This window comes from Flexivirga lutea (genome assembly GCF_054778955.1).
The window spans coordinates 54,268-80,773 of sequence record NZ_BAAGZB010000002.1 but is presented as its reverse complement, the minus strand read 5'-3'; the positions used below and the strand labels follow the sequence as shown (position 1 = coordinate 80,773).

The following is a 26,506-nucleotide window of genomic DNA, read 5'->3' as shown; positions in this document are numbered from 1 at the left end:
CGCCCGTGAAAACGAACGGTTCGGGAGGCCGCGGGTCAGGGGGGAGGAGCCCCACGGCTTCCAAGAAGAAGAACGTAGCGTGAGCGGGAAGGATTCCCGAACTTATTGAGCGAAAAGTCGACCGAAATTTCTTCGTGACGGGTTGTGGGCAGCGGCGGCGATCCCGCGACGGGGGCGTGGCGGGAGGCTGGCGTGCACCTGTCGGCCCGTAGTGGCAGGCTTGTGCCGTGAGCGAGCTGATCGACACCACCGAGATGTATCTCCGCACGATCTTCGACCTGGAGGAAGAAGGCATCGTGCCGCTGCGCGCGCGCATCGCGGAGCGTCTGGGGCACTCGGGTCCCACCGTGTCCCAGACGGTGGCCCGCATGGAGCGCGACGGGCTGCTGACGCTGGCCGGTGACCGGCATCTGGAGCTCACCGAGCACGGCCGGACGCTCGCCACCCGGGTGATGCGCAAGCATCGGCTCGCCGAGCGGCTGCTGGTCGACGTCATCGGTGTGGAGCTCGAATACGCGCACGACGAGGCCTGCCGGTGGGAGCACGTCATGAGCGAGCGGGTCGAGCGCAAGATCCTGGCGATGCTCCGCGAACGACACATCTCGCCCTACGGCAACCCCATCCCGGGCCTGGAGGAGCTGGGTGAGGAGGGCACGCGTGTGCAGTTCCGCGACGGCGTGCGCCCGATGACGGAGGTCGGCACCGAGCAGCCGGCCAGCTTCGTGGTCCGCCGCGTCGGTGAGCCGGCCCAGGCCGACCAGGATGCCTTGAGCGTGCTCACCGCGGGCGGCATCACCCCGGACGCCAAGGTCGAGGTGCGCCTCGAGGGTGATCGGGTCCTGGTGCGCGCCGAGGAGGGTGACGCCGTGTCGCTACCCCGCGACGTCGCCATGCACGTCTTCGTCGACGCCGACTGACTGACCCGACCGACTGACCCCGGCTGACTGACCCCGGCTGACACCCGGGGACTGACTGACGCCATGGGCTGATTCGGCGTCCTTGCAACGATCCTCGCAGACCACCAGAACTTTCTTTGACCAGTTCGTGACCTCACTGTGACTTTCCGTCCGGGGTTGTGTACCGTTTTCCCCGGCCCGCCACTCGGCGGGTTCCCGTGAGGCAACGCCGAGTCCTGCCAGCTGATCGGGTGCAACGAATTTCCGCCAGGCAGGAGCGGGGGACCCATTCCGGGTGGCGCAAGCCGCCCTCGGGGCGAAGTTTCGGTGCAGCACCACGGGGCTGCCGCACCGGAGCCGGGTATCTCCAGCCCGAGCCCGACAGCTCACCTCGTAGGCGACGGAGAGGTGTTCTGTGTCCATTCTTGGTCCGCGCGGTCGTCACCGCGCCCCGGGCAAGCTGACGACGACTTTCAACTCCACCGCTCGCGTGTCGGCCACCGTCGCCGTCGCCGGTGGTCTGGTCGCTTCGATCGCCGCACCGCAGGCCGCGTCTGCCACGACCGGTGTCGCGTCGATCACCGGCTCCAGCTCGGTCGATTTCGCCGCCCAGGCTTCCCGCGCTCAGGCGTTGGCCAACCCGCTGCAGGCCACCAAGGCCGAGTCGCAGCTGAGCGCCGTGCCGGCGCAGGCGCAGCTGGCTGCCCCGGTCGCCGCCAAGCGCTATGAGGCTCCCAAGCCGGTGGTGCGCACGCGCACCGCCTCGGTGTCGCGCAGCGCCACCCGCCCTGACCGCTCGGCTCAGCCGGCGCCGGCGAGCAACCCGGTCAGCGCCCCGGTGAGCAACCCGGTCACGACGCCGGCCCCGCCGGCCGCCACCGGTGGCATCGTCGGCATCGCCGAGCGGTATGTCGGTGCGCCCTACGTCTACGGCGGCGCCAGCCCGGCCGGCTTCGACTGCTCGGGCTTCACGTCCTACGTCTACGGTCAGGTCGGCAAGTCGCTCCCGCGCACTGCCACCGCGCAGATGCAGATGGCGACCCGGGTGAGCACGCCGCAGCCGGGAGACCTGATCTTCTTCGGCAACGGCAGCTACGCCTACCACGTGGCGATCTATGTCGGCAACGGCATGATGATCGACGCCAACCACCCCGGTGGTTCCGTCGGCGTCCGCCCGATCTACAGCGGTGTGTCCGGCTACGGCCGCATCTGAGCTGTCACACCACTCGTTCGAACCCGTCGCACTTCGTGGGTGCGGCGGGTTCGTGCATTCCCGCACCAAACGCGCTCCCCGAAAGGCCGCACCATGTCATTGTCCGAAACGCTGCTCGCCGCTGACCGTCGTCCGCAGGTCGTTGCCGATCTGGTTGCGGTGATCGACGCGGAGGTGAAGGACAAGAAGGGTCTCACCGGGGTCGCGATCAAGGGTGGGTATGCCGCCGTGCGCAAGGTGAGTCCGACGATCGCGGCCGATGCGACCGATCGCATGCTGCCCGAGGTCGCTTCGGCCCTGCAGCCGTTCTGGGACGACTTCGCCGGGGCGGGCGATTTCGGGCAGTACCTCGCCGGCCGTGGCGACGAGGCCGCCGATGCACTGCTGGCGGTCACCGACGCGCGGGCCGAGGCGACCGAGCGGGAGCCGTTGAAGCGTGCTTACAAGGGGCTGCGCGGCAAGGCCAAGGACAACGTCGAGCAGGCCCTGCCGCGACTCGGGAGGGTCGTGCAGCAGCACGCGTCCTGAGTCGTGCAGCAGCACGCGTCCTGAGTCGTGCGGGGACGCTCAAGGTCCTTCTGATAGACCATGAATATGTCTGACTCATTGCACGCCACGACCGTGCGTCTCACCGGCGCCGACGGCGCCGAGATCGAGGCCTACCTGGCGACACCGGACGGCGACACCCGCCGTGGCGGTGTCGTGGTCATCCATCATCTGCCCGGTTACGACCGGGCGACCAAGGAGATGGTCCGCCGCTTCGCGGAGTTGGGGTATGACGCCCTGTGTCCCAATCTGTATTCGCGGCAGGCTCCGGGAGCGGAGCCGTCCGACGCTGCCGCGGCGGTGCGGGCGGCGGGCGGCATACCGGACGAGCAGCTGGTCGGCGACGTGGAGGCGGCGGCGGCATACCTGCGCGGATTGCCGCACGCGAACGGCAAGGTCGGCGTGATCGGCCACTGCTCGGGCGGGCGGCACGCAGTCCTCGCGGCGTGCCGGGTGGACCTGGACGCGGCGGTGGACTGTTACGGCGCCTTCGTGACCGGCACCCCTGGCGCGGACTACCCGCTCGACGTCACGAACCTGGTGCCGCTGCTGCCGCAGCTGCGGGCACCGCTGCTGGGGCTGTTCGGCAAGAACGACAAGTTCCCCGGCACGGAGCAGGTCGCCGAACTCGACCGGATCCTCACTGAGCACGGCAAGCCGCACACGTTCTTCTCGTATGACGACGCCGGCCACGCGTTCTTCGCGGTCGACCGACCGTCCTATGTGGTGGCCGCGGCGAACGACGGCTGGCAACGCATCGAATCCTTCTTCCACCAGCACCTGGAGGGCTGAGACATGTGCACCTACATCACCGTCACGACGGATGTGGACGGCAGCGCCAAGGGTCCGGGCGGGAAGTGGTTCCGGGTCACCGATGCGGCGGCCTACTACGACCACCCGGTCCACGCGATGGCCGAGCACACGCTCAACGTGGACCTGACCGATCCGAGCGCCGGGCCGGGCCGGCGCATCGCCCTGGAACTCACGGCGGGGTCGGCGCAGCGGCTCATCGACGCGATCCAGCAGGCGCTGGACGCGGCACCCGACGAGCTGAAGGCCGGTTGATCAGCCGCCCGGGCTGATCACCGGTCCGGGCGGCGGACCGATCGTCCGGGTGACGGTCGTGGTCACCGGTGGGGCCGAGGTGGTGACGGTCGCCGTGGCTGTCGTCGTGGCTGTGGTGGTGGCTGTGGTGGTGGCGGTCGTCGTCGCGGTGCTGGTGACGGTCCGCTCGGTGCCGGGCCGGGTGACCTGCACGGTCGTCGTCTTCGGCGGCAGCGTCACGGTCGAGGTGCTGGTGAAGGTGCTGTCGTTCGCGGGGTCGGACGTGGCCTCCTGGGTGACCGTCCGTGTCGCGCCCTGCTGGGTGTAGGTCACGGTCCGCTGGCCGGTGCCCGCGTCGTGTCCGTTGCCGCCGCTGGCGAGCAGGTAGATGCCGACGGCGCACAGTGCGGCGATGCCGGCCCCGATCAGAGCACCGGGCAGCAGGCCGGGCGCCGGGCGCCTGGACTCGTCGTAGTCGTCGTAGCCGTCCTCCGGCCCGTCCCCGTAGTCGTCGGAACCGTCGGCGCTGTCCGGGTCGGCCCACTGGTCCATGAAGGCGTCGTTCGCGGACCGTTCGCCGTCACCGCGTCCCTGGGTGCTGTTCGGCATGACGACATGGTACGAGGCGGAACGCCGCAGATCGGTGCTGCACGCACGGGCGTGCGCGTCGATGCGGCATGCTGCAGGCATGCATTTCGTCGGCCTCGATCTTGCCTGGGGCACCAAGAATCCCACCGGGGTGGCGGTCCTCGACGACAGCGGGACCTTGCGGCACGCGAGCACGGTCCGCACGGACGAGGAGATCGTCGACGCCGTCCGGGCTGCGGCGCCGGGTGCGTGCGTGGTCGGCATCGACGCGCCGCTGATCGTCAACAACGCAAAGGGGAGCCGGCCGGCCGAGCAGGCGCTGGGCCGTGACTTCGCGGCATACGAGGCGGGGGCGCACCCGGCCAACACCGGCAACCCGGCATTCGCCGAGGGCACCCGTGGCGGACGCATCGCACACTTGCTGGGCCTGGACATCGATCCGGCGTCGCGGGCGTCGCGGCGAGCTCTCGAGGTCTATCCGCACCCGGCGACCGTGGCGCTCTTCCGGCTCGGGCAGAGCCTGAAGTACAAGAACAAGCCGGGTCGGCCGATCGAGCAGTTGCAGGGTGAGTTGCTGACCCTGCTTCGGTTGTTGGAGTCGCTGGAGACTGCGAAGCCGGCCCTCCGGCTGAGGCACAGCGAGCACTGGCAGCAGCTGGCCGACACGGTGCAGCAGGCGACCCGCAAGGCGCAGCTGCGCGCGGCGGAGGATCCGATCGATGCCGTGATCTGCGCGTATGTCGCCGTCCTCGCTCACCAGGCGCCCGAGCGGTTGACGACATACGGCGACGTCGCCACCGGATACATCGTCACGCCGACGTTGCCGGACGACCTGCGGCCGTCGCGGCACTCACCGACGCAGCAGAGCCGCGCGGAGGTGGTGGGTGCCGCCCGGCGTGAGTACGCCGTGCAGTTCCCGATGGTGGAGCGGGCTGCGGCCGCTGCGGTGGAGTTGATCGCCGGGGTGCTGGACGACGCCGGGCTCAACTACCTGTCGGTGGACGGCCGGGCCAAGACGGTGGCGTCGTTCGCGGAGAAGGCCAGCCGGGAGGTCGACGGGGTGCCGTTGTATGCCGACCCGATCCGCGACATCGGCGACACCATCGGCGTTCGTGTCATCACCTACGTGCGCGGCGACGTGGATGCCGTGGTGCAGTTGCTCGCCGCCGAGACGGAGGTCCTCGACGATCGTGACCTCGGGCTGGAGACGGCCAGCGAGGGCCGCTTCGGGTATGCCAGCAGGCACCTGCAGGTCCGCATCCACGCCGAGGATCGTGCTCGACATCCGGCGCTCGGGGACCGGCGGGTGCAGGTGCAGATCCGCACCGTGCTGCAGCACGCGTGGGCGGAGTTCGAGCACGACATCCGTTACAAGGGCAGCATCCCGCCGGAACAGCGCGCCGACTTCGACCGGCGGTTCACCCTGGCGGCCGGGCTGCTGGAGGTCGCCGACGGCGAGTTCTCCACGATCCGCGACAAGCTGCGCTCGGGTGTCGCCGAGACCCTCTCCAGCGGCGCGAGCGCCGATCGCATCTCCTCGCGGGAGCTGGCGGCATACCTTGCCGGTCAGTACGACGACGCCGCATGGTCGCGCGCCGACCACTACGCGTGGATGGCCGGGCTGGTGCACGAGCTCGGCATCGAGTCGCTGACGCAGCTGGCCGACACGTTGCGCACCGTCGACGCTGCGCCCATCGACGAACGCATGGCGTACCGCACCCCGCCGGGCGCGGTACGCCGGTTGGACGACGCGCTGCTCTACCGCTTCGGCGAGGAGTATGTCGCCCTGGACGGCAACGCACACCGGGTGGAGCGGTTGGAGTCGCGACTGGCGAAGCTGCGCGGCGAGTCATCCTGACCGTCGACGGTCACGCGGACTCGACTGCAGCAGCAAGCTTTTCGAGCGACGCCGACAACTTGTCCGAGGTGGTGGCACGGGCCCGCCGCAGCCGCTTGGCGTCCTGCAGCTGCGACCAGTCGTAGGTGTGGGTGACCCGTGTCCGGCCTTCGCCCACCGGCTCGAGTTCCCACCGCCACAGGTGACCGGGCTGCGGTGCGCCCACCTCGGAGGGCCGCCACGCGATACGGCGGCCCTCCTCGAACTCCACGACGTGGTTCTCCCGCACCACTCCGTCACCGGTCAGCGTCATGCGGAAGACGTCGCCAACGCTGTGGACCCGCTGTCCGGGCGCGGACTCGGCCAGGTTGTCGTTGCCGTCCCACTCCGGCTGCCGGCTCGGATCGGCGATCAGCTCGAAGATGCTCGCCGCGGGGGCGTCGATCTCACGGGTGGCGCGAACGACCTTGGTCTCCTCGGTTGGTGTCATGAGCCCATCGTGGCAGTCGGTGGACCGGAGCGTCCGGAATCAGTTGCCGGTGTCGAGCGTGATCACTTCACCGTCGGCGGTCGCCGCTGCGTCGCTTAACCAGCGACCGTTGCCGGTTATGAACACGCCCGCCGCGGAGAAGGTCGCTTAACCAGCGACCGTTGCCGGTTATGCACGCGTTCGCCGCGGAGAAGGTCGCTTAACCAGCGACTGTTGCCGGTTATGCACGCGTTCGCCGCGGAGAAGGTCGCCCAAGCAGCGACTGTTGCCGGTTATGCACGCGTTCGCCGCGGAGAAGATCGCTTAACCAGCGACCGTTGCCGGTTATGCACACGCCCGCCACCGCTGGCGGTGGCTCAGCGCCAGAGGTCCTGCAACCAGCGGATGGCAGCGATCTGGTCGTCGGCCTCGCCGCCCTCGTGGTTGTTGAAGGGGTAGACCTCGATCTGCTTCGGTCCGGCGTAGTGGTTGTAGGCGCCGAAGCCGCCAGACGGCGGGCAGATGGTGTCCATCAGCGCGACCGAGAACCGCGCCGGTGCGGTCGCGTGCGCCGCCATGGTGATGCCGTCGACGTAGTCCATGGTGCGCAAGGCGGTCTCGGCTTGCGCCCGATGCGTGCCGAGGAAGGCCACCAGTTCGTAGTAGGGGCGCTGCTCGGTGAGGCGCACCGCCCGGCGAACGTCGGCCAGGAACGGCACCCCGATGATCGAGGCACGGACCAGGTCGCCGGCGAGCGCGCTGGTGGCCAGTGCGATGGCGCCGCCCTGGCTGGCGCCGGCGACGGCGAGCCGGTCCGGATCGGTGCCGTCCAGGGTGAGCGCCGCCTCCACGGCACGGACCGCGTCGGTGAAGACCCGCCGGTAGAAGTAGTCGCGCGGGTCGAGGATGCCCTGGGTCAGGAAGCCCTCGACGTAGGGCGAGTTGCTGCCGGCCGGGTCACCGGTGCTACCCCCGCGGCGGGCGCGGGCGCCCTGGCCGCGGGTATCCATCACCAGGGTCGCGAAACCCGCGGCCGGCCAGGCGAGCCAGTCCAGCGGCGTGCCGCGCCCGTCGCCATACCCGAGGAACTGCACGACGGTGCCGTGCACCGTGCCGGTCGGCTGGATGTGCCAGGCGTTGATGCGGTGGCCGCCGAAGCCGGCGAAGGAGACGTCACGGGTGACGACGTTCGGCAGGTATGACGCCCCGGGCAGCTCGCGGACCGCGAGATCGTGCTCGCGCGCCTCGGCCAGTGTGGTGTCCCAGAACGATTGCCAGTCCTGCGGTTCGCGCCGCTCGGGTAGGTAGTCGCGCAGCTGTTCGAGGGGGAGATCGAACTCAGGCACCGGGACGCTCCTCGGGCAGCGGATCGGTTACGGCGGCCAATGCGGCCAGTCGCTGGATCTGTTCCTTGACCGGCGCGTAGTGCTCCTCGATCGCGGCATTCAGCCGGTCCAGGTCGTGCGCTGCGGCGGCGTCGACGATCTCGACGTGTGCGTGGGCGGTGCGCTGCCAGCTGCGATCACTGACGTCCAGGGTCGCGCCGACCCGCGACTGCACCTCCCAGAACGCGCCGGTGAGCTGCACGACCAGATCGTTGCCGACCGGCTGCAGCAGCAACAGATGGAACGCGCGGTCCTGCTCGACATACGGCTTGCCGCGGTCGGCGAGTTCGCACATCTGCCGGGCCAGGTCGGCCAGTTTGCCACGCTGGTCGGTGTCCAGGCCGTCGATGATCAGCCGGGCGAAGCCCTGCTCCATCAACTGGCGGACCGAGACCACGTCGGACAGCACCCGATAGTCGGAGGTGGTGCCGAGCAGGGAGCGGAAAGCGAGGCTCTCGATCATCGCGCTGAAGGACAGAGTTCCCACGAAGGTGCCGTGCCCGTGGCGGACCTCGACGATGTCCAGGGCGCTGAGCGTGCGGATCGCTTCGCGGACGCTGGACCGGCTGGCGCCGATGACGCTCATCAGCTCCGGCTCGGTGGGCAGCGGGTCACCCGCGTGCAGGCGGTGGTCGACGATGTAGCGCTTGATCTGCTCCACGACCTGCAGCTGCGCGGTCCGCGGTCGTCCCTCCATGGTGCTCATACGTCCCCCTCGGGATCGCTCGAAATTCGGCTCGACGAAAGTTACCGTATCCCAACATCAGACGTCTGATGTCTTGTATGGTCGCTCTCATTCATCGTTTGTCGCTCATCTGGAGGCAGTCGTGTCCCACAAGAAGTCACCGCTCGATCCTGCCGGACTGGCCGGCACCTCGCGCCGTCAGTTCCTGAAATTCACCGGCGTGCTCGGTGCGGCTGCCGGCATCGCCGCCTCGGTCAGCGCCTGCGGCCCGTCCAGCGGCACCTCCGGCGGGGGTGACGGCAAGGGCGGTTCGTCCACCATCTCGGCGACGCTGGCCTTCCAGCTCTCCGGGACACTCGACCCGGCCAACCACTCCAGCGCGGTCGCGACAGCCGCCAACCAGCACATCTTCGAGGCGCTGGTCGACCTCGACCCGGCCAGCCGCGCGCCGTACCTCGCGCTGGCCAAGGCGCAGCCCACGGCCAGCGCCGACGGCCTGAAGTGGACCGTCGAGCTGCGTGACGGGGCGAAGTTCTCCGACGGCTCGGCGGTGACCGGCGAGGACGTCGCGTGGTCCTTCACCCGGGCACTGGACCCGGCGAACCTGATGTCGCAGTTCATCTCGTTCATCTCCTCGGTGAAGGCAACCGGCGCGACGTCGGCCGAGTTCACCCTGAAAGAGCCGTTCCCGCTCTTCCCGACCCGCATCTCGGTCATCAAGATCGTGCCTAAGGCCAAGACCAAGACCGCCGCGCTGGCCAAGACGTTCGGTGACAAGCCGATCGGTTCCGGCCCGTGGGTGCTGGACTCCGCCGACCCCAACAGCGGCCTGACCTTCTCGGTCAACAAGAACTACAACGGCAGCTACCCGGCCAAGGCCACCAAGATGGTCTGGCACACCACGACCCAGGACGCGACCCGGATCGCCGACCTGCAGAGCGGTCGTTCCCAGGCGATCGAGGCCGTGCCCTTCGTCAACGTCAAGCAGCTGGAGAAGACCAAGAAGGTCGAGGCCAAGCAGGCCTTCAACCAGATCTTCCTGATGTTCAACTGTGCGGCGAAACCCTTCGACGACAAGCGAGTTCGTCAGGCACTGCACTACGCGATCGACACCGACGCCATCATCAAGACCGCCTTCCAGGGCTACGCGACCGCGGCCCAGAGCTACCTGGACGAGGGCAACCCGGACTTCCAGAAGGCGTCGACCGTCTACCACCACGACCCGGCGAAGGCCAAGAAGCTGCTCGCCGAGGCAGGTGCGTCCAACCTGTCGATCGAACTGGTCACCACCGACGCCGGCGCCGTCGCATCGACTGCGCCGCTGATCATCGACGCCTGGAAGCAGGTGGGTGTCACCGCGAAGCTCAACACCGCGCCGTCGGCGTCGGTCTACGCACCGGCCCCCGACGGGCTGATCTCCAAGCCGGACTTCCGCGTGCTGCTGGCCTCCGGCGACCCGACCGTGTACGGCGTCGACGTCGACCTGCTCCTGCGCTGGTTCTACTACGGCGCGACCTGGCCGACCGACCGCTTCCACTGGCAGCAGTCGTCGGCGAAGAAGGTCGCCGACTGGCTGGACGAGGCGGCCAAAGAGTCCGACAAGGCCAAGCAGAAGGCGTTGTGGATGAAGACGATCGACTTCATCGCCGACGAGGCACCGCTCTACCCGGTGGTGCACACCAAGATGGTCACCGGCTGGGACGACAAGAAGCTCTCCGGCTTCGAACCGGTCGCCACCACGGGCCTGTACTTCCTGAAGACCAAGCCGGTCTGACGTCCCTGCGGGCGCTGCCCGCCATCTTCAACCAGCCACCATTCGAGGAGGTGTTCGCGTGGCTCACGTCCTGAGCCTGATCTTCCGGCGAATACTGACACTGATCCCGCTGCTGTTCGGCATCGCCCTGTTCGTCTTCCTGGTGATGCGGCTGTCGCCGGTCAACTCGGCGGTCTCCGCCCTGGGCGACAGTGCCAGCAAGGAGCAGATCGCGGCATACAACCACGCGCACGGGCTCGACCAGGCACCGCCGGTGCAGTTCATCCACTTCATCGGCGACCTGCTCACCGGCGACCTGGGCACCACCCAGTCGCTGAACAAGTCGGTGTCCGGCCTGGTCGGTGAGGCGTTGCCGGTGACCCTCGAACTCACCGTGCTGGGCGTGCTGCTGGCGTTCGTGCTGGCCATGCTGCTGGGCATCGTGGCGGCGCTCTACCGCGACCGGTGGCCGGACCACGCGGTCCGTGTGGTGTCGATGGCGGGCATCTCGATCCCGTCGTTCTGGTTGGCGTTGCTGCTGATTCAGCAGTTCGCGGTCAGCCACACCTGGCTGCCGAACGCCGGCTACGTCAACCCGGGCGAGGACTTCGGCGGGTTCCTGAAGGCGATGGTCATGCCGGCCATCTCGCTGGCACTGCCGGTCGGCTGTTCACTCGCGCGGATCGTGCGCACCTCGATGGTGGAGGAGCTGGACAAGGACTACGTCCGCACCGCGTATGGCGCGGGCCTGCCGCCATACATCGTCGTGGGGCGCAACGTCCTGCGCAATGCGCTGGTCAACCCGCTCACCGTGCTGGGCCTGCGGGTCGGCTACCTGCTGGGCGGCACGATCATCATCGAGGCGATCTTCCAGATGCCCGGCATGGGAACGCTGGTCATGCAGGCGGTCACGACGAACGACACGTCGCTGGCGCAGGGCACCATCCTCGTGATCGCAGCCTGCTTCGTCGTCATCAACCTGGTCGTCGACCTGCTCTACATGGTGGCCAACCCGAGGCTGCGAGGAGGCCACTGATGCGTGGATACCGTGCGGGGCTGACCCGCAAGCTGTCGAACAACCCCGGCACCCGCTCGATGAGCCTGTCCCGGCTGGGCATCCCGTCGCGCATCGCACTCTGCTTCGTCGGTGTGCTGATCGTGGTGGCGATCTTCGGCGGGCTGCTCACGCCGCACGACCCGACGCAGACCGGCCTCGGCGCGGTCGGCACCGGACCGGACGGCTCCTACTGGTTCGGGCTGGACGCCTCCGGACGCGACATCTTCTCCCGGTTGGTCGTCGGCACCCGGCGCTCCCTGGAAGTCGGCTTCGGTGCCGCGGCATTCGCGCTGGTCTTCGGGTCGGTGCTCGGCGCCATCGCTGCCACCAGCCGCAAGGCGGTCGACGAGATCATCATGCGACTGCTGGACATCGTGATGGCCTTCCCGGCCATCGCGCTGGCCGCGGTGCTGGTCGTGGCCTACGGCAAGGACCGGCTCTCGGTGCTGATCTTCGCCATCGGCTTCGTCTTCATGCCGTCGATCGCGCGCGTCGTGCGCGCCAACGTGCTGTCGCAGTACGGCGAGGACTACGTCGCCGCCGAGCAGGTCATCGGCGCCCGGCGGTTCCACATCCTGCGCCGCCACGTGATGCGCAACTGCGCCGCGCCGGTCATGGTCTTCGCCACCGTGATGGTCGCCGACTCGATCATCTTCGAGGCGTCGTTGTCCTTCATCGGCGGCGGACTGCCCGGCCAGGCGGCGCAGTCGTCCTGGGGTTCGGTCATCGCCTACGGCCAGCAGATCCTGCAGGCCGGCGCGTGGTGGGCGACGTTCTTCCCCGGCCTGCTGATCCTGGTGACGGTGCTGTGCCTCAACGTGCTGTCCGAGGGGATCTCGGACGCCTGGGCGGCACCGGCGGCTCGATCGAGTGTCTCGACGGGACCGGCCTCGGCGGCCTCGGCGGCCTCGGCGGCCGAGGAGTCGGCCGGCGGTGACGCCGCCGGTGCCGCGCCGGCCGAGGCGCTGCCGGGGCTGGCGGTGGCTGCGCAACGGCTGCGTGCGGCCGCCCGGCCGGTGCCGGACGCGGATCCGATCCTGACGGTGCGCGGCCTGCACATCGACTTCCCCGAGCGGCACCGTGGCGTGTCGATCGTGGACGGCGTCGACCTCGCGGTCCGGCCCGGCGAGGTGCTCGGCCTCGTGGGCGAGTCCGGCAGCGGCAAGTCGCTGACCTCGCTGGCGATCATGGGGCTGCTGCCGCGTGGCGCCCGCGTGAGCGGGTCGATGACCTTCGACGGCGCCGAGCTGGTCGGCATGAAACCCGGTCGTCGGCGTGCCTTGATGGGCCGGGACATCGCGATGGTCTACCAGGACGCGCTGTCCGCACTGAACCCGGCCATGACGGTGAGATCCCAACTGCGCCAGATCATTCGGCGCGGAGGCACCCGCTCCGCCGAGGAGCTGATGGGGCTGGTCGGACTGGATCCGGAGCGGACCCTGTCGTCATACCCGCACGAACTGTCCGGTGGGCAGCGGCAGCGGGTCGTCATTGCGATGGCGCTGGCGCGCGACGCCAAGCTGATCATCGCCGACGAACCCACCACCGCCCTGGACGTCACCGTCCAGGCCCAGGTCATCGAGCTGCTGTTGCGACTGCGGGCCGAGTGCGGCTTCGCGCTCATCCTGGTGAGCCACGACCTGGCCCTGGTCAGCGAGGTGTGCGACCGCGTCGCCGTCATGTATGGCGGCCGAATCGTCGAGGACGGCACCAGCGCGGACGTGGTGGAGCAGCCGCAACACCATTACTCCCGCGGCCTGCTCGGCTCGGTGCTCTCACTCGAGGCCGGCGCCGAACGGCTCACCCAGATCCGCGGCACCGTGCCGGCTCCGGCTGACTTCCCGAAGGGATGCCGCTTCGCCGACCGGTGCCCCGCGGCGACACAGATCTGCCACGACGAGGTGCCGCGGCTGGTCGAGCCCGACAGCCGTGTCGAGACCCATCGGTCGGCGTGCCACCACGCGGTGACCGGCACCGAACCCACCCACGATCTGGCGAAGGCGGCAGCGGAATGAGCAGCCCGATGAGTAGCCCGACGAGCACTGGCGGCTCCGCGCTGCTGCAGGGCAAGGACCTGCATGTGGTGCACCGCACCCGCGGCGGCGGCCTGCTCGGCAGTGGACACGTCTACGCGCTGACCGGCGCGGACCTGTCGATCGCGCCCGGTGAGACCGTCGGCATCGTCGGCGAATCCGGTTGCGGCAAGTCGACACTCGCCCGGGTGCTGGTCGGTCTGCAGCGGCCCACCTCCGGGGCGCTGCTCTGGGAAGGCGAAGACGTGTGGGCGATGTCCGCCAGGGAGCGGCGCTCGGTCCTGGGGCGCGGGGTCGGGATGATCTTCCAGGACCCGTCCGGCTCGCTGAACCGGCGGATGCCGGTGTCGGAGATCATCCGGGACCCCTTGGACGTGCACCGCTGGAAATCGGCGAAGGACCGGGCCGCCCGCGTTCGCGAACTGATGGACCTCGTCGGACTGCCGGCATCGTTGGCGGATGCGCTGCCTACGTCGTTGTCCGGGGGGCAGCGACAGCGCGTCTCGATCGCCCGGGCGCTGGCTCTGGACCCGTCGCTGGTCGTCGCGGACGAGCCGACCAGTGCGCTCGACGTCTCGGTGCGTGCGCAGATCCTCAACCTGCTGCTCGACCTCAAGCGCGAGCTGAACTTGGCAATGGTGTTCGTGTCACACGACATTCAGACCGTCAAGCGGGTCAGCGACCGGGTCATCACGATGTATCTGGGCCGAATCGTGGAGCAGGCTCCGGCCGCCGGGCTGCCGGACGACGGACGGCACCCCTACACCCGTGCGCTCTTCTCGGCCGCGCCCAGCCTGCTGCACCCCACCGACCCGATCCCACTCGGCGGGTCGGTGCCGTCCGCGTCGGCGCCGCCCAGCGGTTGTCCCTTCCGGACCCGTTGCTGGCGCGCCGACGAAACGTGCGCCACCGAGATGCCGGCGTATGACGCCGTCGCCGGAAACCATCTCGTCCGCTGCTATCACCCCATCGAACAATCAACAACCACAACAGAATTGCTGCGTGAGGCAACCGCCGACCAACATGCAGCAGCTGCGCAAGGAGCGTGAACCGTGACCACCCGCACCACCTACACCGGCGTGATCCCGCCCGTCGTGACACCGCTGCACGAGGACGGGACCGTGGACCGGCGCTCGCTCGAGCGACTGGTGCAGCACCTGCTCGACGGCGGCGTCGACGGGCTCTTCGCGCTCGGCAGCTCCGGCGAGACCGTTTTCCTCACCGACGACCAGCGAGACATCGCGCTCGACGTCATCGTCCGGACCGTCGCCGGCAGCGTGCCGGTCATGGCCGGTTGCATCGAGCCGGCGACCCCGCGGGTGCTGGAGCGGGTGCGTGCCGCCGAACGGCTGGGCGCCGACGCGACCGTGGTGACGGCTCCGTTCTACGCGATCGTCGGTCCGCACGAGATCGAACGCCACCTGCGCGCCGTCGCCTCCGCGTCGTCGCTGCCGGTGCTCGCCTACGACATCCCGGTCTGTGTGGGCCGCAAGCTGTCCCTGGAGCTGTTGCTGCGCCTCGCGAGTGAGGGCGTGTTGGCCGGAGTGAAGGACTCCAGTGGTGACGACGTCGCCTTCCGGCAGCTGCGGATCGGCCTGGACGATCAGGACGACGCAGGTTTCGCATTGCTGACCGGTCACGAACTGGTCGTCGACGGGATGCTGTTGGCCGGAGCGTCGGGCTCGGTGCCCGGGCTCGGCAACGTCGATCCGGCCGGTTACGTGCGGCTGCATTCGTATGCCGACAAGCAGGACTGGGCCGCTGCACGGGTGGAGCAGGAGCGGCTGGGCCGGCTCTTCCGGATCGTGGACGCGGCGGATCCGGCGACGACGGCCGGTGCGACCCGCGGAGTCGGTGCGTTCAAGGCCGCACTGCACCTGCTGGGCGTCATCGACTCACCGACGGTGTCGCTGCCGATGCGACGCTTCGACGAGGCCGAAACGGGCCGGGTCCGTGAGCAATTGGAGCTCGCCGGGCTCGACGTCCGTCGATGAGCTTCCTGCAATGAGCATCCGTCAATGAGCATCGACTGCTCCGGTCGTGTCGTCGGGTCGGGTTGTGCCGTCGGCGTCGACATCGGCGGCACCAAGACGGTCGCCGCGCTGGTGGACGGCGCCGGGGGCGTCATACAGCGCGCGGTTGCGGCGACCCCTGGTGCGGAGGGGCCGGACGCGATCCTGGCGACGGTGTGCCGGCTGGTCCACGAGGTCAGCGACGGCGCTGATCCGGCCGGCGTCGGCGTCGGGTCGGCCGGGGTGATCGACCATCGCACCGGGGTGGTGCGGTCGGCGACGAGCGCGTTGCGCGACTGGGCGGGAACGCCGGTGCGCGAACGGATCTCGGATGCGACCGGATTGCCGGTGCGTGTGGTCAACGACGTGCACGCGCACGCGCTGGGTGAGGCGTGGATCGGTGCGGCCGCGGGTGCCGAGTCGGTGCTGATGGTCGCGGTCGGGACCGGCGTCGGTGCGTCATACGTGGGCGGGGGAGAGGTGCTTTTCGGCGCGCACGACGTGGCGGGGCATCTCGGCCACATTCCGGTCGCCGCGGCGGCCGGCCGGCCGTGTGTTTGCGGCCGGTCGGGTCACCTCGAGGCGGTCGCGGCGGGTCCGGCGCTGGCGGCGTCATACAGCGCGCGGGTGCGGCGTCAGGTGACGACCGTGCAGGAGTTGACCCGCGATGTTGCGGCCGGGTCCGACGTTGCGCGCGCGGTGCTCACCGAGGGTGCCGAGGCACTCGGTGCCGCAGTGGGTGGCACGGTGAACCTGCTGGATCCGCAGGTGGTCGTGATCGGCGGCGGCGTGGTCGGCGCCGGCGACGCGTGGTGGGCGCCGATGGAGCGCGCACTTCGGGATCAGTTGCTGCCGGCGACCACAGACGTGCGGGTATGCCGTAGCCGGCTCGGCGCCGACGCGGCGTTGGCCGGCGCCGCCGGTCTCATGCTGATGCACAGAGAGGAAAACCGTTGCCCGACAATGTGATCGAGGCACTGCGTGGCCGGTTGATCGTGTCCTGCCAGGCCTACCCGGGTGAACCGATGCGCGATCCGCGCACGATGACCCAGGTGGCGTTGTCCGCCGCGCGCGGCGGAGCGGCGGCCATTCGGGCGCAGGGTTTGGACGACCTGCGGATGATCCACCGGGAGGTCTCGCTGCCGGTGATCGGCCTGTGGAAGGACGGTGACGCGCCGGTCTACATCACGCCGACTCTGGAGCACGCGCTCGCGGTCGCCGAGACAGGGGTGGAAGTCGTCGCCATCGACGGCACCGCGCAGGAGCGGCCTGACGGGCGCACCGTCGCGGAGACGATCGCCGAATTGCACCGGCAGACAAGCGTTCTGGTGATGGCGGACTGCTCCACGGTGGACGAGGGCCGTGCTGCGGCCGACGCGGGCGCGGACCTGGTCGGCACGACGCTGGCGGGCTACACGCCATACACGCAGAAGACCGACGGTCCCGACCTGCGGTTGGTGGAGCAGTTGGCTGCAATCGTCGACGTTCCGGTGATCTGCGAAGGGCGGGTGCACACACCGGTCCAGGCGCGCGCGGCGCTCGACGCGGGGGCGTTCAGCGTGGTCGTCGGCACCGCGATCACGCACCCGGCCACGATCAGCGGCTGGTTCGCCGACGCGCTGGGTTGATCGCGGAGGTCACGACGCGGGCGCTGCGGCATACGCCAGCGGATCGCTCCAGTGGTCCATCGGGACGGCTTGCACCGCGCGACCCTGATCGTCGAGGATGCGACCCATCCGCTTGACCGTGCGCAGCCCGACCAGGCGTTGCGAGACGGTCAGCTGCGGCACCTTGTCCAGCAGCGATCGCTCGAACTCGTGAACCTCCTCCACCCGCCGCAGCCAGGCGGTGATGATCAACGAGGGGCGGCTGGCCACCGTTGCCACCATGCGGCTCTGGGGATGCCGGGCCGCCGCACGCGCGGTCTCCGCCAGCAGATTGGTCGGCACCTCCACCATGAGATGGACCGCAACCGGCCAGCCGGCGGCGGGGGCGGCGACCTCGGTGCGCAACGCGGCCGCACCGGTGCGGATCAGGTGCGCCGTCCGCCGGCGCACGGTCACCTGGCTCACGCCGGCGGCGGCGGCCAGTTGGGCCCAGCTGGCGCGGCCGTCGAGGCCGAGCTGCACCAGTAGCGTGCGGTCCACCGCGGACGGCTCGGTCGCGGCGCGATCGCGTGACGGGCGCAACGCCGACTGCAGGGCCGTCCCGGCGGGCGGTGCGTCCAACCGCCAGTCCGCACCGGTGCGATAGAGCCCGGTGAGGATCCGGGTGGTGGTGCCCATGACGCCGGGGATCAGGTCGACTCGCTGCAGCAAGTAGCTCGACAGCCGGCCGAGATCGGTCGCCGCCGCGGTGATGAAGAGGTCGGTGCCACCGGTGGTGACCTCCACGGTGAGTGCGTGCGGGTCCTCGGCGAGATGTCGCGCGACCGGCGCCACCTGCCCCGGCGCGCAGCACACTTCGACGTAGGCAACACAACGCGACGGCAGCACCGACGGCCCCGGTGCCGCCGTCACCCACGCCCTGCCAGTGTCCGCCAGGGCGCGCCAATGCCGTGCAACCGTGACCGCACTCAGCCCGGTAGCCCGGCCGAGTTGCGCCCACGGCGCGCGTGGGGCGCACTGCATGGCGGTCAGCAATGCCAGGTCCGACTCGCCCAGCAGGACCGAATCGATCATTTCCGAGCCCATGACGTTCATCATGCGTCAATTTCGGCACCTACTGGCGGGTCGGTGTCAGCGTCGAATCCGTAGGGCGGTTGCGCGTCGACGAACGACCAGGAGGACACGTTGCTCGACACATTGCACGACACACTGCGCGGTGACCTCACCGAGATGACAGCAGAACTGGTGCAGTTGCGGCACCGGTTGCACGAGAACCCCGAGATCGGACTCGACCTGCCGGTCACCCAACAGCTGGTCCTGGAAGCACTCGACGGACTGCCGCTGCAGGTCACGACCGGTCGGTCACTCACCTCGGTCACCGCCGTGCTGCGTGGTGGCAGGGAGGCCGATCGGGCGGGCCGCGGCCGTCCGGCGGTGCTGCTGCGGGGCGACATGGACGCCCTGCCGGTCACCGAGGCGACCGGTCTGGACTACACCAGCAGGAACGACGGGGCCATGCACGCGTGCGGGCACGACCTGCACACGTCGATGCTGGTCGGCGCGGCCCGGCTGCTCAGCGCGCACCGGGCGGAATTGCCGGGGGATGTGGTGTTCATGTTCCAGCCGGGCGAGGAGGGCTGGGACGGTGCCGGGCAGATGCTCCGCGAAGGCGTCCTCGACGCCGCCGGTCCCAGAGTCAGCAGCGCCTACGGGTTGCACGTCTTCTCCTCGATCTTCCCCCGCGGCGTCTTCACCGGCAGACCGGGCACGCTGATGGCTGCCAGTGACGGGCTGCACGTGACGGTCCGGGGACGCGGCGGGCACGGTTCGCTGCCGCACCTGTCGCTGGACCCGGTGTCCGTGGCGGCCGAGATCATCACCGCGTTGCAGACCTTGGTGACCCGGCGGTTCGACATCTTCGACCCGGTCGTGGTCACCGTGGGCATGATTCAGGGCGGGACCCGGCGCAACGTGATCGCCGACGAGGCCCGTTTCGAGGCGACCGTGCGGACCTTCAGCCCGCAGGCCCGTGCCCGGGTCCGCGAGCTCGCGCCGGCCCTGTGCCGTGACATCGCGACCGCCCACGGCCTCACCGCGGACGCTGCATATCTGGACGAGTACCCGCCGACCGTGAACGACGCAGAGCACACCGACTTCGTCGCACAGACGGTGGCGGAGGTGTTCGGCGACGACCGGTGGGCCACGATGCCGCATCCGTCGGCCGGTGCCGAGGACTTCTCCCGGGTCCTGCAGGAGGTGCCCGGAGCGTATGTGTTCCTCGGCGCCCACACGGGGGAGGACCCGGCGGATCGTCCGAGCAATCACAGCCCACGCGCCACCTTCACCGATGACGTCATACCGGACGGGGTGCTGCTGCACGCCGAACTGGCGTTCCGTGCATTGGAACGTGACACCGCCGCCGTCGCCGGAGAATGCACCGAACAGGAGAACGCACGATGAAGAAGGTGTACACGGCGCTGCTGGCCCTGCCGGCGATCGCGCTCGTCCTCACCCCGTTCCTGCCCTTCGTGAACACGGCGACGCTGTGGTTCGGCCTCCCCTCCGTGATGACGTGGAGCATCATCTGGGTCGCGCTCATCACGGTCGTGCTGGCGCTACTGGAGTGGGGCACCGAGCATCCCGAAGACCATGGCGAAGTCCGCGGCTTCGGCTCGGAGGTCAGCCAATGAACGTCACCATGGTCGTCACCATCATCGGAATCGTCGTCATCGCCGTCCTGGGCTTCCTCGGTCGGCGCGTGCCCACCGGTGACCTGGACGAATGGACCGTCGGCGGCCGCGGCTTCGGTGCGCTGACGATGTGGTTCCTGCAGGCCGGTGAGATTTACACGACCTTCACCTTCCTCGGCATGGCCGGCCTCGCGTACGCCGGTGGGGTCGGTGCGCTCTACGCGCTGCCGTACGTGCCGCTGGCGTTCATCGGACTTTATTTCCTGGGACCGCTGGTATGGCGCCGCGCCAAGGAACGCGGCCAGCTGACCATGTCCGACTTCCTCACCGACTTCTACGACTCACGGTGGATCGGCCTGATCGGCGCGATCTGCGGGGTCGTCTTCCTGCTGCCCTACCTGCAACTACAGATCACCGGCCTCGGCCTCGCCGTGGAACTCGCCACGGGCGACAAGGGCTCCAGCAACCTGAGCATGGTCGTCGCGTTCGTGCTGACCGTGGCCTTCGTGCTCTGGGCGGGGATCAAGGGCGTGGCCACGACGTCATACTTCAAGGACGCGCTGATGCTGATCGTGCTGATCGCGCTCGTCGTCGCGATCCCCGCACACTTCAACGGCGGCATCGGTCCCAGCTTCACCAAGATCCTGCACACACACCCGCAGATGCTGACGGTGCACGCCGGTCAATACGACCAGGCATGGTTCTTGTCCAGCATGCTGGCATCCACCCTCGGGGTGCTCTTCCTGACCCTGCCGCACACCTGGCCGCCCCTGTTGTCGGCGAAGTCGCCGCGGGCGGTGCGGCGCAATTACATCTTCCTGCCGATCTACAGCATCGGGCTGGTGCTGCCGATGATCATCGGGTTCGTGGGCATCCTCGCGCTCAAGCCCGGCGCGAACGCCAACGGCTCGCTGCTCACGCTGGCGTCGCAGACCTTCCCGGACTGGTTCGTGGGAGTCGTGGTGGTGGCCACCGCGGCGACGGCGATGGTCCCGGCGGCGGGCCTGATCATCGGTATGGCGTCCCTGATCTCCCGCAACATCATCCCTACCGGCAGTCCACGGGCACAGTTCAGCGTCAATCAGGTCGCCGTCGTCGTCGTGACAGCGCTGGCGCTGGTGCTGGCGATCGCCCGGCCAGACCTGCTGGCCAACCTGTTGTTGCTGACGTATTCGGGACTGGACCAGCTGATCCCGGCGATCGGGCTGGCACTGCTGACCCGCCGGCTCGCCGGTGTGTGGCCGGTCATCGCCGGTCTCGTCGTCGGCGAGGCGGTGGTGATCTGGCTGACGTTCGGCCACATCGGCTTCATCGGCCACGTCAATGTCGGCCTGGTCGCCCTGGTGCCGAACATCGTCGTTGTCGCAGCCGGGGCGGTCGTGGAGCGAGCAGGCTCGCGACAGGTGTCGGCGACGGTCGCCCAATGACCGGCATTCTCGCCAAGGCGCCGGCCGAGCGGGTCCTCTTCTCCGGCGGGACGGTCTTCGACGGCACCGGCGCAGCGCCGGCCCGCGCGGACGTGGTGGTGGCCGACGGCGTGGTCGTCGACGTCGGGCCGGGGTTGGACGGCGATCGGCAGATCGATGTCACGGGCCACGCCATACTGCCCGGATTCTTCGACTGCCATGTGCATCTGACGTCCTCGGGCGTCGACGTGCTACGCCGGCTGACGACGCCGTTCTCCTATCAGTTCTACGAAGCGATGGTGAATCTGCGCGCCACGCTCGCGGCGGGCGTGACCACTGTGCGGGATGCCGGCGGTGCGGACCTGGGCATCCAACAGGCGGCCGCCGACGGGATGCTGGACGGTCCACGGATCCTGTTGGCAATAAACATCATCGGGCAGACGGGCGGCCACACCGACGGCTGGTTCCCCTCCGGCGCCGATCTGCCGTTGGGACGGGCGCATCCCGGCCGCCCGGACGGTATCGCCGACGGCCCGGACGAGATGCGGCGCGTCGTGCGGCGGATGTTCCGGGCGGGTGCGGACCAGATCAAGATCTGCACCACCGGTGGTGTGCTGTCACCGCGGGACGACCCGCGGCACAGTCAGCTGACAGTCGAGGAGATCGAGGTCGCGGTCGGCGAAGCTGCCGCACGCGGCACTTATGTGATGGCGCACGCCCAGGGGGCCGAGGGCATCAAGAACGCTGTCCGGGCCGGGGTGCGTTCGATCGAGCACGGCATCCACCTCGACGACGAGGCCATCAGCTTGATGCTGGAACGAGGGACCTGGCTGGTGCCGACGCTCGCCGCGCCGCGCGCGGTGCTCGAGGCGGCCGCTGCCGGAGCGAACATCCCCGATGTGGTGGTGGACAAGGCGCGGTCGGTGGCCGAGGCGCATCAACAGTCGGTGCGTATGGCGGTCGACGCGGGCGTACACATCGCCCTCGGCACGGACAGCGGCGTCGGCCCGCACGGACGCAACTTGGAGGAACTCGCGCTGCTCGCGGACTGCGGGATGAGCCCGGCGCAGGCACTGGTCGCGGGCACCGGCGGTGCTGCGGCTCTGTGTGGACTGCAGGACGAGGTGGGACGGCTGGTGCCGGGGGCCAGTGCCGACCTCGTGGTCGCGGACTGCGCCCCCGACGATCTGGTCTCGTTGCCGCAGCACATCCGGCAGGTGTGGCAGCGTGGCCGGCTGGTGGTGGAGCGGTGAGCTTCCCGGCATACGGCGGGCGCGGATGGGCTGAGGTGACCACTTGTCGCAGGTGTTGCCGACCCACTGGTCCCCTCGATCAGGCTGTTGTGCCCCCGGCATGATTCGAACATGCGACACCCGCTTTAGGAGAGCGGTGCTCTATCCCCTGAGCTACGGGGGCTCGCCGGTCGCCCGGCGCCGCCAAGTGTAGGCGCACAACACGACCCGGCTCCGGGCCGGGCCGTTGTCGACCCTGGGGAGGGTTTGGTACGGGTGGCGGGGTGTGGGCCGGGCAAAGGTCGACCCTGGGGAGGGTTTGGTACGGGTGGCGGGGTGTGGGCCGGGCCGTTGTCGACCCTGGGGAAACTTTGGTACGGGTACGGTCTCGGTCCGCCATACCCTGTGCAAGCGAGTCCCATTCTCCCGGAAGGTAACCAGTGACCGATCAGCCATCCGCACGCACAGTCACCTTCGAGCGAGCGCTCGCCGAGGCCGGCTGTCCGAGCCGGGTCCGCGTGCTGCCGGAGTCCAGTCACACCGCGGCGCAGGCGGCTGCCGCGCTCGGCTGTGAACCCGGTGCGATCGCGAGCAGTCTGGTCTTCCTGGCCGCAGCTGAACCGGTGCTCGTCATGACCAGCGGGGCGCATCGCGTCGACACCGACCTGTTGGCGCGCGAGCTCGGCGTGCCGGTCGTGATGGCGCGCGCCAAGCTCGTCAAGGAGGTCACCGGTCAGCCGATCGGCGGCGTCTCGCCGATCGGCCACCCGGCGCCGTTGCGCACGATCGTCGACCAGGGCCTGCAGGCGTACGACGAACTGTGGGCCGCTGCGGGCAGCGCGAACAGCATCTTCCCGATCACGTTCGCCGATCTGGTGCGCATCACGGACGGCACCCCGATGCAGATCGCCGCGGATTGAGACGTCCTGACGAACAACACCTACGATCCGGCGACGCCGACCCGCCAGTAGCCCATGAAACTTACGGCTGCCCGCGGCACCTCGAAGTCGTTGACCAGCAGCCGGCGCAGCGCGCGGACCTGACTGGACTCGCCGGCGATCCAAGCGGACAGCGCCGGGGTGTCGGCCGGTGTGATCTCCGGATCGGTGATCTCCCAGTAGGCGTCCTCCGCGCCGTCGAGCACGACCGTCGTGGGTACGTCGTCGGTCACCAGCGGCCCGTATGCCGTCAACCAGTCCCGCACGGTCGCGACCTGGTCGTCGCCGCGGTCGGCGACACACCACGCGACCTCGACACCGGCAGGCGCCTCCACTCCCCGCGCATCATCAAGATGCGGGACCTCGACGCAGATCAAACCCTTCGCGTCGGCCGGCAGCCCTCGTGCGATGCCATTGATCGCCGGCAACGCGCTCAGATCACCGACGACGAGTTGCGTTGCAGCGGCAGCATATTGGCGGCGGAATTCCAACCCGCCGGCGTCGCCGTCGAAATCGGCGTTCGGTCCGAAGACAATCACCGCGTCACCCGGCTCCGCCTCGATCGCGAAGCGCGAGCCGGGGCCCGTGACACCGTGATCGACGAAGTCGACGTCGATCTCGCCCACCTCCGGGCGCACCGCGACCACCGTGTAGGTCCGGATGAACGCGCGTTCCTCTTCCGGCTGCTGGCGCCATACGCTCCACCAGTCAGGGCCCGTGGGGAAGGCGTCGAGCGGCAGCCCGCCCGGCTTGGGCACCACCAGCTTGATGCGTTGGTCGAAGCCGCGGTTCGCGAAGGCGTCCAGCGACGGGTCGGCGAACGTCAGGCGCACCAGGCTCGGGGACCGGCGCTGCCGACGGGCCAGGCGGACGGGGAACATGCGGTAGGGCGACACCTCGACGGTCACGGTCACGGTCGACTTCCTCTCCTCAACAGATTGGTAAGGCTAACCTAACTGATACTGATCCGATAGGTCGCAGCGCCCGGCGTTCTACCATCGGGACGTGGCATTCAGCGGCATACCCGAGGCGGCCTTCGACTTCTACGACGATCTGGAGGTCGACAATTCCAAGACATTCTGGAGCGACCACAAGCAGGTGTATGACGAGGCGGTCCGTGCGCCGATGCAGGCACTCGCGGACGCCCTGGCGGACGCCTTCGGTCCGGCGAAACTGTTCCGGCCGAACCGCGACCTGCGGTTCGCCAAGGACAAGTCGCCGTACAAGACCCATCAGGGCCTGTTCGTCGAGGCCGGGACGGCCACCGGCTGGTATATGGAGGTGTCGGCCGCCGGTGTGCGGTCCGCGGCCGGTTGCTACCACGCCGACGCCGCTGCGCTGCGGGCGATCCGGGCGGGCATCGACTCGCCGGACGGTGCCGAACTGCAGCGGCTCATCGACGACTTCGTCGCCCGCGGCTGGAAGTTGGGCGGCGACGAACTGAAGACGGTGCCGCGGGGCTACGCCAAGGACCACCCGCGGATCGGGCTGCTGCGCAAGCGTTCCCTGGTGCTCTCGCAGGACTACGGCTTCGCCGAGTTCGTCCGCAGCGCCGAACTGCTGGACCGGGTCCGGTCCGACTGGGAATGCGCCCGTCCGCTGCTCGACTGGATCCTGGCCCGCCTGCCCCGTTGACAGGTCGGCCGGTCAGCCGCGCCGCTCGATGTCGTCCCGGTGGTGCAAACGCGCGAGCAACCGGCCGTGGTGCCGGCCGTTCTCGGCGGCCAGCACGCCCTCCGGTGTGGCGTGCTCCAGGTCGTCCGGTGCGGCGTCACCCGTGCGCAGGTCGATCTGCTCCGACAGGTAGCGCCACAACACCGCGATCGACGCGGCGACCGGCACCGCGAAGAACGCTCCCGGAATCCCGAACTCGCTGCCGCCGAACGCGACCGACAGCAGGACGATCGCCGGGTGCAAGGACATCGACCGGCTCTGCAGCAACGGTTGCAGCACGTGACCTTCGATCTGCTGCACCGCCACGATGATCACCAGCACGATGAGCGCCTTGGTGACGCCGCCGGCGACCAGGGCGACCAGCACCGCCACCGTGCCCGCTGCGAACGCCCCCACGATCGGGATGAATCCGCCGAAGAAGGTCAGCACCACCAAGGGCACCGCGAGTGGCACCTGCAGCACCACCAGCCCGATGCCGATGCAGATCGAGTCGACGGCGCTGACGATCGCCTGGGTCCGGATGAAGCCGGAGAGGGTGTTCCAGACACGGGTCAACGCCTCGGTCAGGTGCGCGCCCGCGCCGCGCCCGACCGAGACACGCACCCAGGGCAGGAACCGCGGGCCGTCCTTGAGGAAGAAGAAGGTCAGGATCAGCGCCACGACTGCGTCGATCAGCACCTGGCCGGCCAGGGTGATGCCGTTGAGCACCTCGGTGGCGATCTTGTCGCCACTGGCCTTCAGCTTGTCGGTGATGCTCGACGTGGCCTGATCGATCTGCTCGGGATGGATGTGCAGCGGGCCGTTCTGCAGCTGATCGCGCAGTTGGTTGACACCTGCCACCGACTGGTTGACCAGGTCGCCCCACTGGGAGGACACGGTCGGTGCCATCGCGGCGATGACCCCGCCGACCACCACGATGGCCAACAGCATGCCGCCCACGGCAGCGAGGGCGGGTGGCACCTTGTGCGCCCGCATCCAGCGCACCGGCGGCCAGAGCACGGTCGTCACCAGCAACGCGACCGCCACCGGCAGCAGCGCCGGCCAGAACATGCCCAGCACCTTCAGGACCAGCCACGTCGCGGCGACCACGACGATGAAACGCAGCGACCAGCTCGCGGTCCACTTCAGCGCATGACTGATGACCGCAGCGCGGTCGATGCCCTGGTTGGGGTTGCGCGCTGCGGCATACCACGCCGACCGCGGCGGAGCGGTGTCGTCCTCGACGTGCCCCTCACGCCCCTCGACCGACCGGTCCTGCCGATCGATGGCGGGGACGGGGTTGCTGGGACGGCGCTTGCCCATGGTGGCGACTCCTCCCAGGCGCTCCGCGGCGGGTATGACGGGTGAACCCTTGCACGACGACGGTGCCGCAGTGCGGCCCGGGCGCAACGGTATGCCACCGCGGTCCAGGAATCGAGCAGCAGGGCGAACCGTCCGGCCC

General features: G+C 69.3%; 26 protein-coding genes, 1 tRNA gene and 1 riboswitch. Of the genes, 19 read left to right on the top strand and 8 right to left on the bottom strand.

The features are described 5' to 3' along the window. The first annotated feature begins 227 nt into the window (after window positions 1-227). The 5 genes from ACYVBN_RS06800 (at window position 228) to ACYVBN_RS06780 (ending at window position 3,720) form a co-directional block, all read left to right on the top strand. Window positions 228-917 carry a metal-dependent transcriptional regulator gene (locus tag ACYVBN_RS06800; protein WP_460599866.1) on the top strand — a complete coding sequence of 230 codons (690 nt, stop codon included), beginning with the start codon at window positions 228-230 and terminating at the stop codon, window positions 915-917. Between the two features lie 234 nt (window positions 918-1,151). Further along, window positions 1,152-1,311: riboswitch (cyclic di-AMP (ydaO/yuaA leader) on the top strand. Continuing rightward, window positions 1,312-2,109: a C40 family peptidase gene (locus tag ACYVBN_RS06795; protein ID WP_460599865.1), complete on the top strand. Its 798-nt coding sequence runs from the start codon at window positions 1,312-1,314 to the stop codon at window positions 2,107-2,109. It abuts the riboswitch before it with no gap. A 93-nt stretch (window positions 2,110-2,202) separates the two neighbouring features. After that, entirely contained in the window at window positions 2,203-2,637 is a 435-nt protein-coding gene (locus tag ACYVBN_RS06790) for a DUF6918 family protein (protein ID WP_440281874.1), read from the top strand. A 66-nt stretch (window positions 2,638-2,703) separates the two neighbouring features. Continuing rightward, window positions 2,704-3,447 (top strand): dienelactone hydrolase family protein, encoded by a 744-nt coding sequence (locus ACYVBN_RS06785; RefSeq protein WP_460599864.1) that lies wholly within the window; start codon window positions 2,704-2,706, stop codon window positions 3,445-3,447. Between the two features lie 3 nt (window positions 3,448-3,450). Further along, window positions 3,451-3,720: a DUF6295 family protein gene (locus tag ACYVBN_RS06780; RefSeq protein WP_460599863.1), complete on the top strand. Its 270-nt coding sequence runs from the start codon at window positions 3,451-3,453 to the stop codon at window positions 3,718-3,720. On the opposite strand, the gene ACYVBN_RS06775 is transcribed toward ACYVBN_RS06780, so the two are convergent. Further along, on the bottom strand, window positions 3,721-4,308 hold the full coding sequence (locus ACYVBN_RS06775; protein ID WP_460599862.1) for a hypothetical protein: 588 nt from the start codon (window positions 4,306-4,308) through the stop codon (window positions 3,721-3,723). Here ACYVBN_RS06775 and ACYVBN_RS06770 point away from each other — a divergent pair. Further along, a complete protein-coding gene (locus ACYVBN_RS06770; RefSeq protein WP_460599861.1) occupies window positions 4,307-6,145 on the top strand; it encodes a DUF429 domain-containing protein in 1,839 nt (612 codons plus the stop codon). The two genes, ACYVBN_RS06775 and ACYVBN_RS06770, sit on opposite strands and share 2 nt — an antisense overlap. 10 nt (window positions 6,146-6,155) lie before the next feature. On the opposite strand, the gene ACYVBN_RS06765 is transcribed toward ACYVBN_RS06770, so the two are convergent. From ACYVBN_RS06765 to ACYVBN_RS06755, 3 genes are all read right to left on the bottom strand, one after another. Then, window positions 6,156-6,614, bottom strand: a complete 459-nt coding sequence (locus tag ACYVBN_RS06765; RefSeq protein WP_460599860.1) for an SRPBCC family protein — start codon at window positions 6,612-6,614, stop codon at window positions 6,156-6,158. Between the two features lie 356 nt (window positions 6,615-6,970). Then, window positions 6,971-7,939, bottom strand: a complete 969-nt coding sequence (locus ACYVBN_RS06760) for an acetylxylan esterase (RefSeq protein ID WP_460599859.1) — start codon at window positions 7,937-7,939, stop codon at window positions 6,971-6,973. After that, window positions 7,932-8,684: a FadR/GntR family transcriptional regulator gene (locus ACYVBN_RS06755; protein ID WP_460599858.1), complete on the bottom strand. Its 753-nt coding sequence runs from the start codon at window positions 8,682-8,684 to the stop codon at window positions 7,932-7,934. Before ACYVBN_RS06755 ends, ACYVBN_RS06760 begins: the two co-directional genes overlap by 8 nt. A gap of 121 nt (window positions 8,685-8,805) precedes the next feature. On the opposite strand from ACYVBN_RS06755, the gene ACYVBN_RS06750 reads away from it, so the two are divergent. From ACYVBN_RS06750 to ACYVBN_RS06720, 7 genes are read left to right on the top strand one after another with little or no spacing between them, the layout of a single operon-like run. Next, the gene (locus ACYVBN_RS06750; RefSeq protein ID WP_460599857.1) at window positions 8,806-10,437 is read left to right on the top strand and encodes an ABC transporter substrate-binding protein; all 1,632 of its coding nucleotides are present in this window, start codon (window positions 8,806-8,808) and stop codon (window positions 10,435-10,437) included. A 58-nt stretch (window positions 10,438-10,495) separates the two neighbouring features. Continuing rightward, complete coding sequence (locus tag ACYVBN_RS06745) at window positions 10,496-11,452, top strand: ABC transporter permease (protein WP_440281865.1); 957 nt, start codon at window positions 10,496-10,498, stop codon at window positions 11,450-11,452. Next, on the top strand, window positions 11,452-13,488 hold the full coding sequence (locus tag ACYVBN_RS06740) for a dipeptide/oligopeptide/nickel ABC transporter permease/ATP-binding protein (protein WP_460599856.1): 2,037 nt from the start codon (window positions 11,452-11,454) through the stop codon (window positions 13,486-13,488). Before ACYVBN_RS06745 ends, ACYVBN_RS06740 begins: the two co-directional genes overlap by 1 nt. An 8-nt stretch (window positions 13,489-13,496) precedes the next feature. Continuing rightward, window positions 13,497-14,555 carry an ABC transporter ATP-binding protein gene (locus ACYVBN_RS06735; protein ID WP_460599855.1) on the top strand — a complete coding sequence of 353 codons (1,059 nt, stop codon included), beginning with the start codon at window positions 13,497-13,499 and terminating at the stop codon, window positions 14,553-14,555. A 3-nt stretch (window positions 14,556-14,558) separates the two neighbouring features. After that, window positions 14,559-15,500: a dihydrodipicolinate synthase family protein gene (locus ACYVBN_RS06730; protein ID WP_460599854.1), complete on the top strand. Its 942-nt coding sequence runs from the start codon at window positions 14,559-14,561 to the stop codon at window positions 15,498-15,500. 24 nt (window positions 15,501-15,524) lie between these two features. Then, entirely contained in the window at window positions 15,525-16,487 is a 963-nt protein-coding gene (locus tag ACYVBN_RS06725; protein ID WP_460599853.1) for an ROK family protein, read from the top strand. Next, entirely contained in the window at window positions 16,472-17,146 is a 675-nt protein-coding gene (locus ACYVBN_RS06720) for an N-acetylmannosamine-6-phosphate 2-epimerase (protein WP_460599852.1), read from the top strand. The genes ACYVBN_RS06725 and ACYVBN_RS06720 overlap by 16 nt, the downstream gene beginning before the upstream one ends. Before the next feature lie 9 nt (window positions 17,147-17,155). On the opposite strand, the gene ACYVBN_RS06715 is transcribed toward ACYVBN_RS06720, so the two are convergent. Further along, window positions 17,156-18,211, bottom strand: coding sequence for an AsnC family transcriptional regulator (locus ACYVBN_RS06715; protein ID WP_460599851.1), 1,056 nt, complete (start codon window positions 18,209-18,211; stop codon window positions 17,156-17,158). Window positions 18,212-18,355: 144 nt separating this feature from the next. Between ACYVBN_RS06715 and ACYVBN_RS06710 the strand changes: the two genes are divergently transcribed. From ACYVBN_RS06710 to ACYVBN_RS06695, 4 genes are read left to right on the top strand one after another with little or no spacing between them, the layout of a single operon-like run. Further along, window positions 18,356-19,585 carry a M20 metallopeptidase family protein gene (locus tag ACYVBN_RS06710; RefSeq protein ID WP_460600822.1) on the top strand — a complete coding sequence of 410 codons (1,230 nt, stop codon included), beginning with the start codon at window positions 18,356-18,358 and terminating at the stop codon, window positions 19,583-19,585. Continuing rightward, window positions 19,582-19,815: a hypothetical protein gene (locus tag ACYVBN_RS06705; RefSeq protein ID WP_460599850.1), complete on the top strand. Its 234-nt coding sequence runs from the start codon at window positions 19,582-19,584 to the stop codon at window positions 19,813-19,815. The genes ACYVBN_RS06710 and ACYVBN_RS06705 overlap by 4 nt, the downstream gene beginning before the upstream one ends. Further along, the gene (locus tag ACYVBN_RS06700) at window positions 19,812-21,242 is read left to right on the top strand and encodes a sodium:solute symporter family protein (RefSeq protein ID WP_460599849.1); all 1,431 of its coding nucleotides are present in this window, start codon (window positions 19,812-19,814) and stop codon (window positions 21,240-21,242) included. Before ACYVBN_RS06705 ends, ACYVBN_RS06700 begins: the two co-directional genes overlap by 4 nt. Next, window positions 21,239-22,474 (top strand): metal-dependent hydrolase family protein, encoded by a 1,236-nt coding sequence (locus ACYVBN_RS06695; protein WP_460599848.1) that lies wholly within the window; start codon window positions 21,239-21,241, stop codon window positions 22,472-22,474. The genes ACYVBN_RS06700 and ACYVBN_RS06695 overlap by 4 nt, the downstream gene beginning before the upstream one ends. 90 nt (window positions 22,475-22,564) lie before the next feature. On the opposite strand, the gene ACYVBN_RS06690 is transcribed toward ACYVBN_RS06695, so the two are convergent. Continuing rightward, window positions 22,565-22,637 (bottom strand) — tRNA-Arg (locus tag ACYVBN_RS06690). Window positions 22,638-22,893: 256 nt separating this feature from the next. Between ACYVBN_RS06690 and ACYVBN_RS06685 the strand changes: the two genes are divergently transcribed. Beyond that, the gene (locus ACYVBN_RS06685) at window positions 22,894-23,373 is read left to right on the top strand and encodes a YbaK/EbsC family protein (RefSeq protein WP_460599847.1); all 480 of its coding nucleotides are present in this window, start codon (window positions 22,894-22,896) and stop codon (window positions 23,371-23,373) included. Between the two features lie 20 nt (window positions 23,374-23,393). On the opposite strand, the gene ACYVBN_RS06680 is transcribed toward ACYVBN_RS06685, so the two are convergent. Next, window positions 23,394-24,305 carry a siderophore-interacting protein gene (locus tag ACYVBN_RS06680; RefSeq protein ID WP_460599846.1) on the bottom strand — a complete coding sequence of 304 codons (912 nt, stop codon included), beginning with the start codon at window positions 24,303-24,305 and terminating at the stop codon, window positions 23,394-23,396. 91 nt (window positions 24,306-24,396) lie between these two features. Between ACYVBN_RS06680 and ACYVBN_RS06675 the strand changes: the two genes are divergently transcribed. Next, window positions 24,397-25,026: a DUF2461 domain-containing protein gene (locus ACYVBN_RS06675; protein WP_460599845.1), complete on the top strand. Its 630-nt coding sequence runs from the start codon at window positions 24,397-24,399 to the stop codon at window positions 25,024-25,026. Window positions 25,027-25,038: 12 nt separating this feature from the next. Here the strand turns inward: ACYVBN_RS06675 and ACYVBN_RS06670 are convergent, their stop codons facing one another. Next, window positions 25,039-26,367 carry an AI-2E family transporter gene (locus tag ACYVBN_RS06670; protein WP_460599844.1) on the bottom strand — a complete coding sequence of 443 codons (1,329 nt, stop codon included), beginning with the start codon at window positions 26,365-26,367 and terminating at the stop codon, window positions 25,039-25,041. Window positions 26,368-26,506 lie beyond the last annotated feature (139 nt).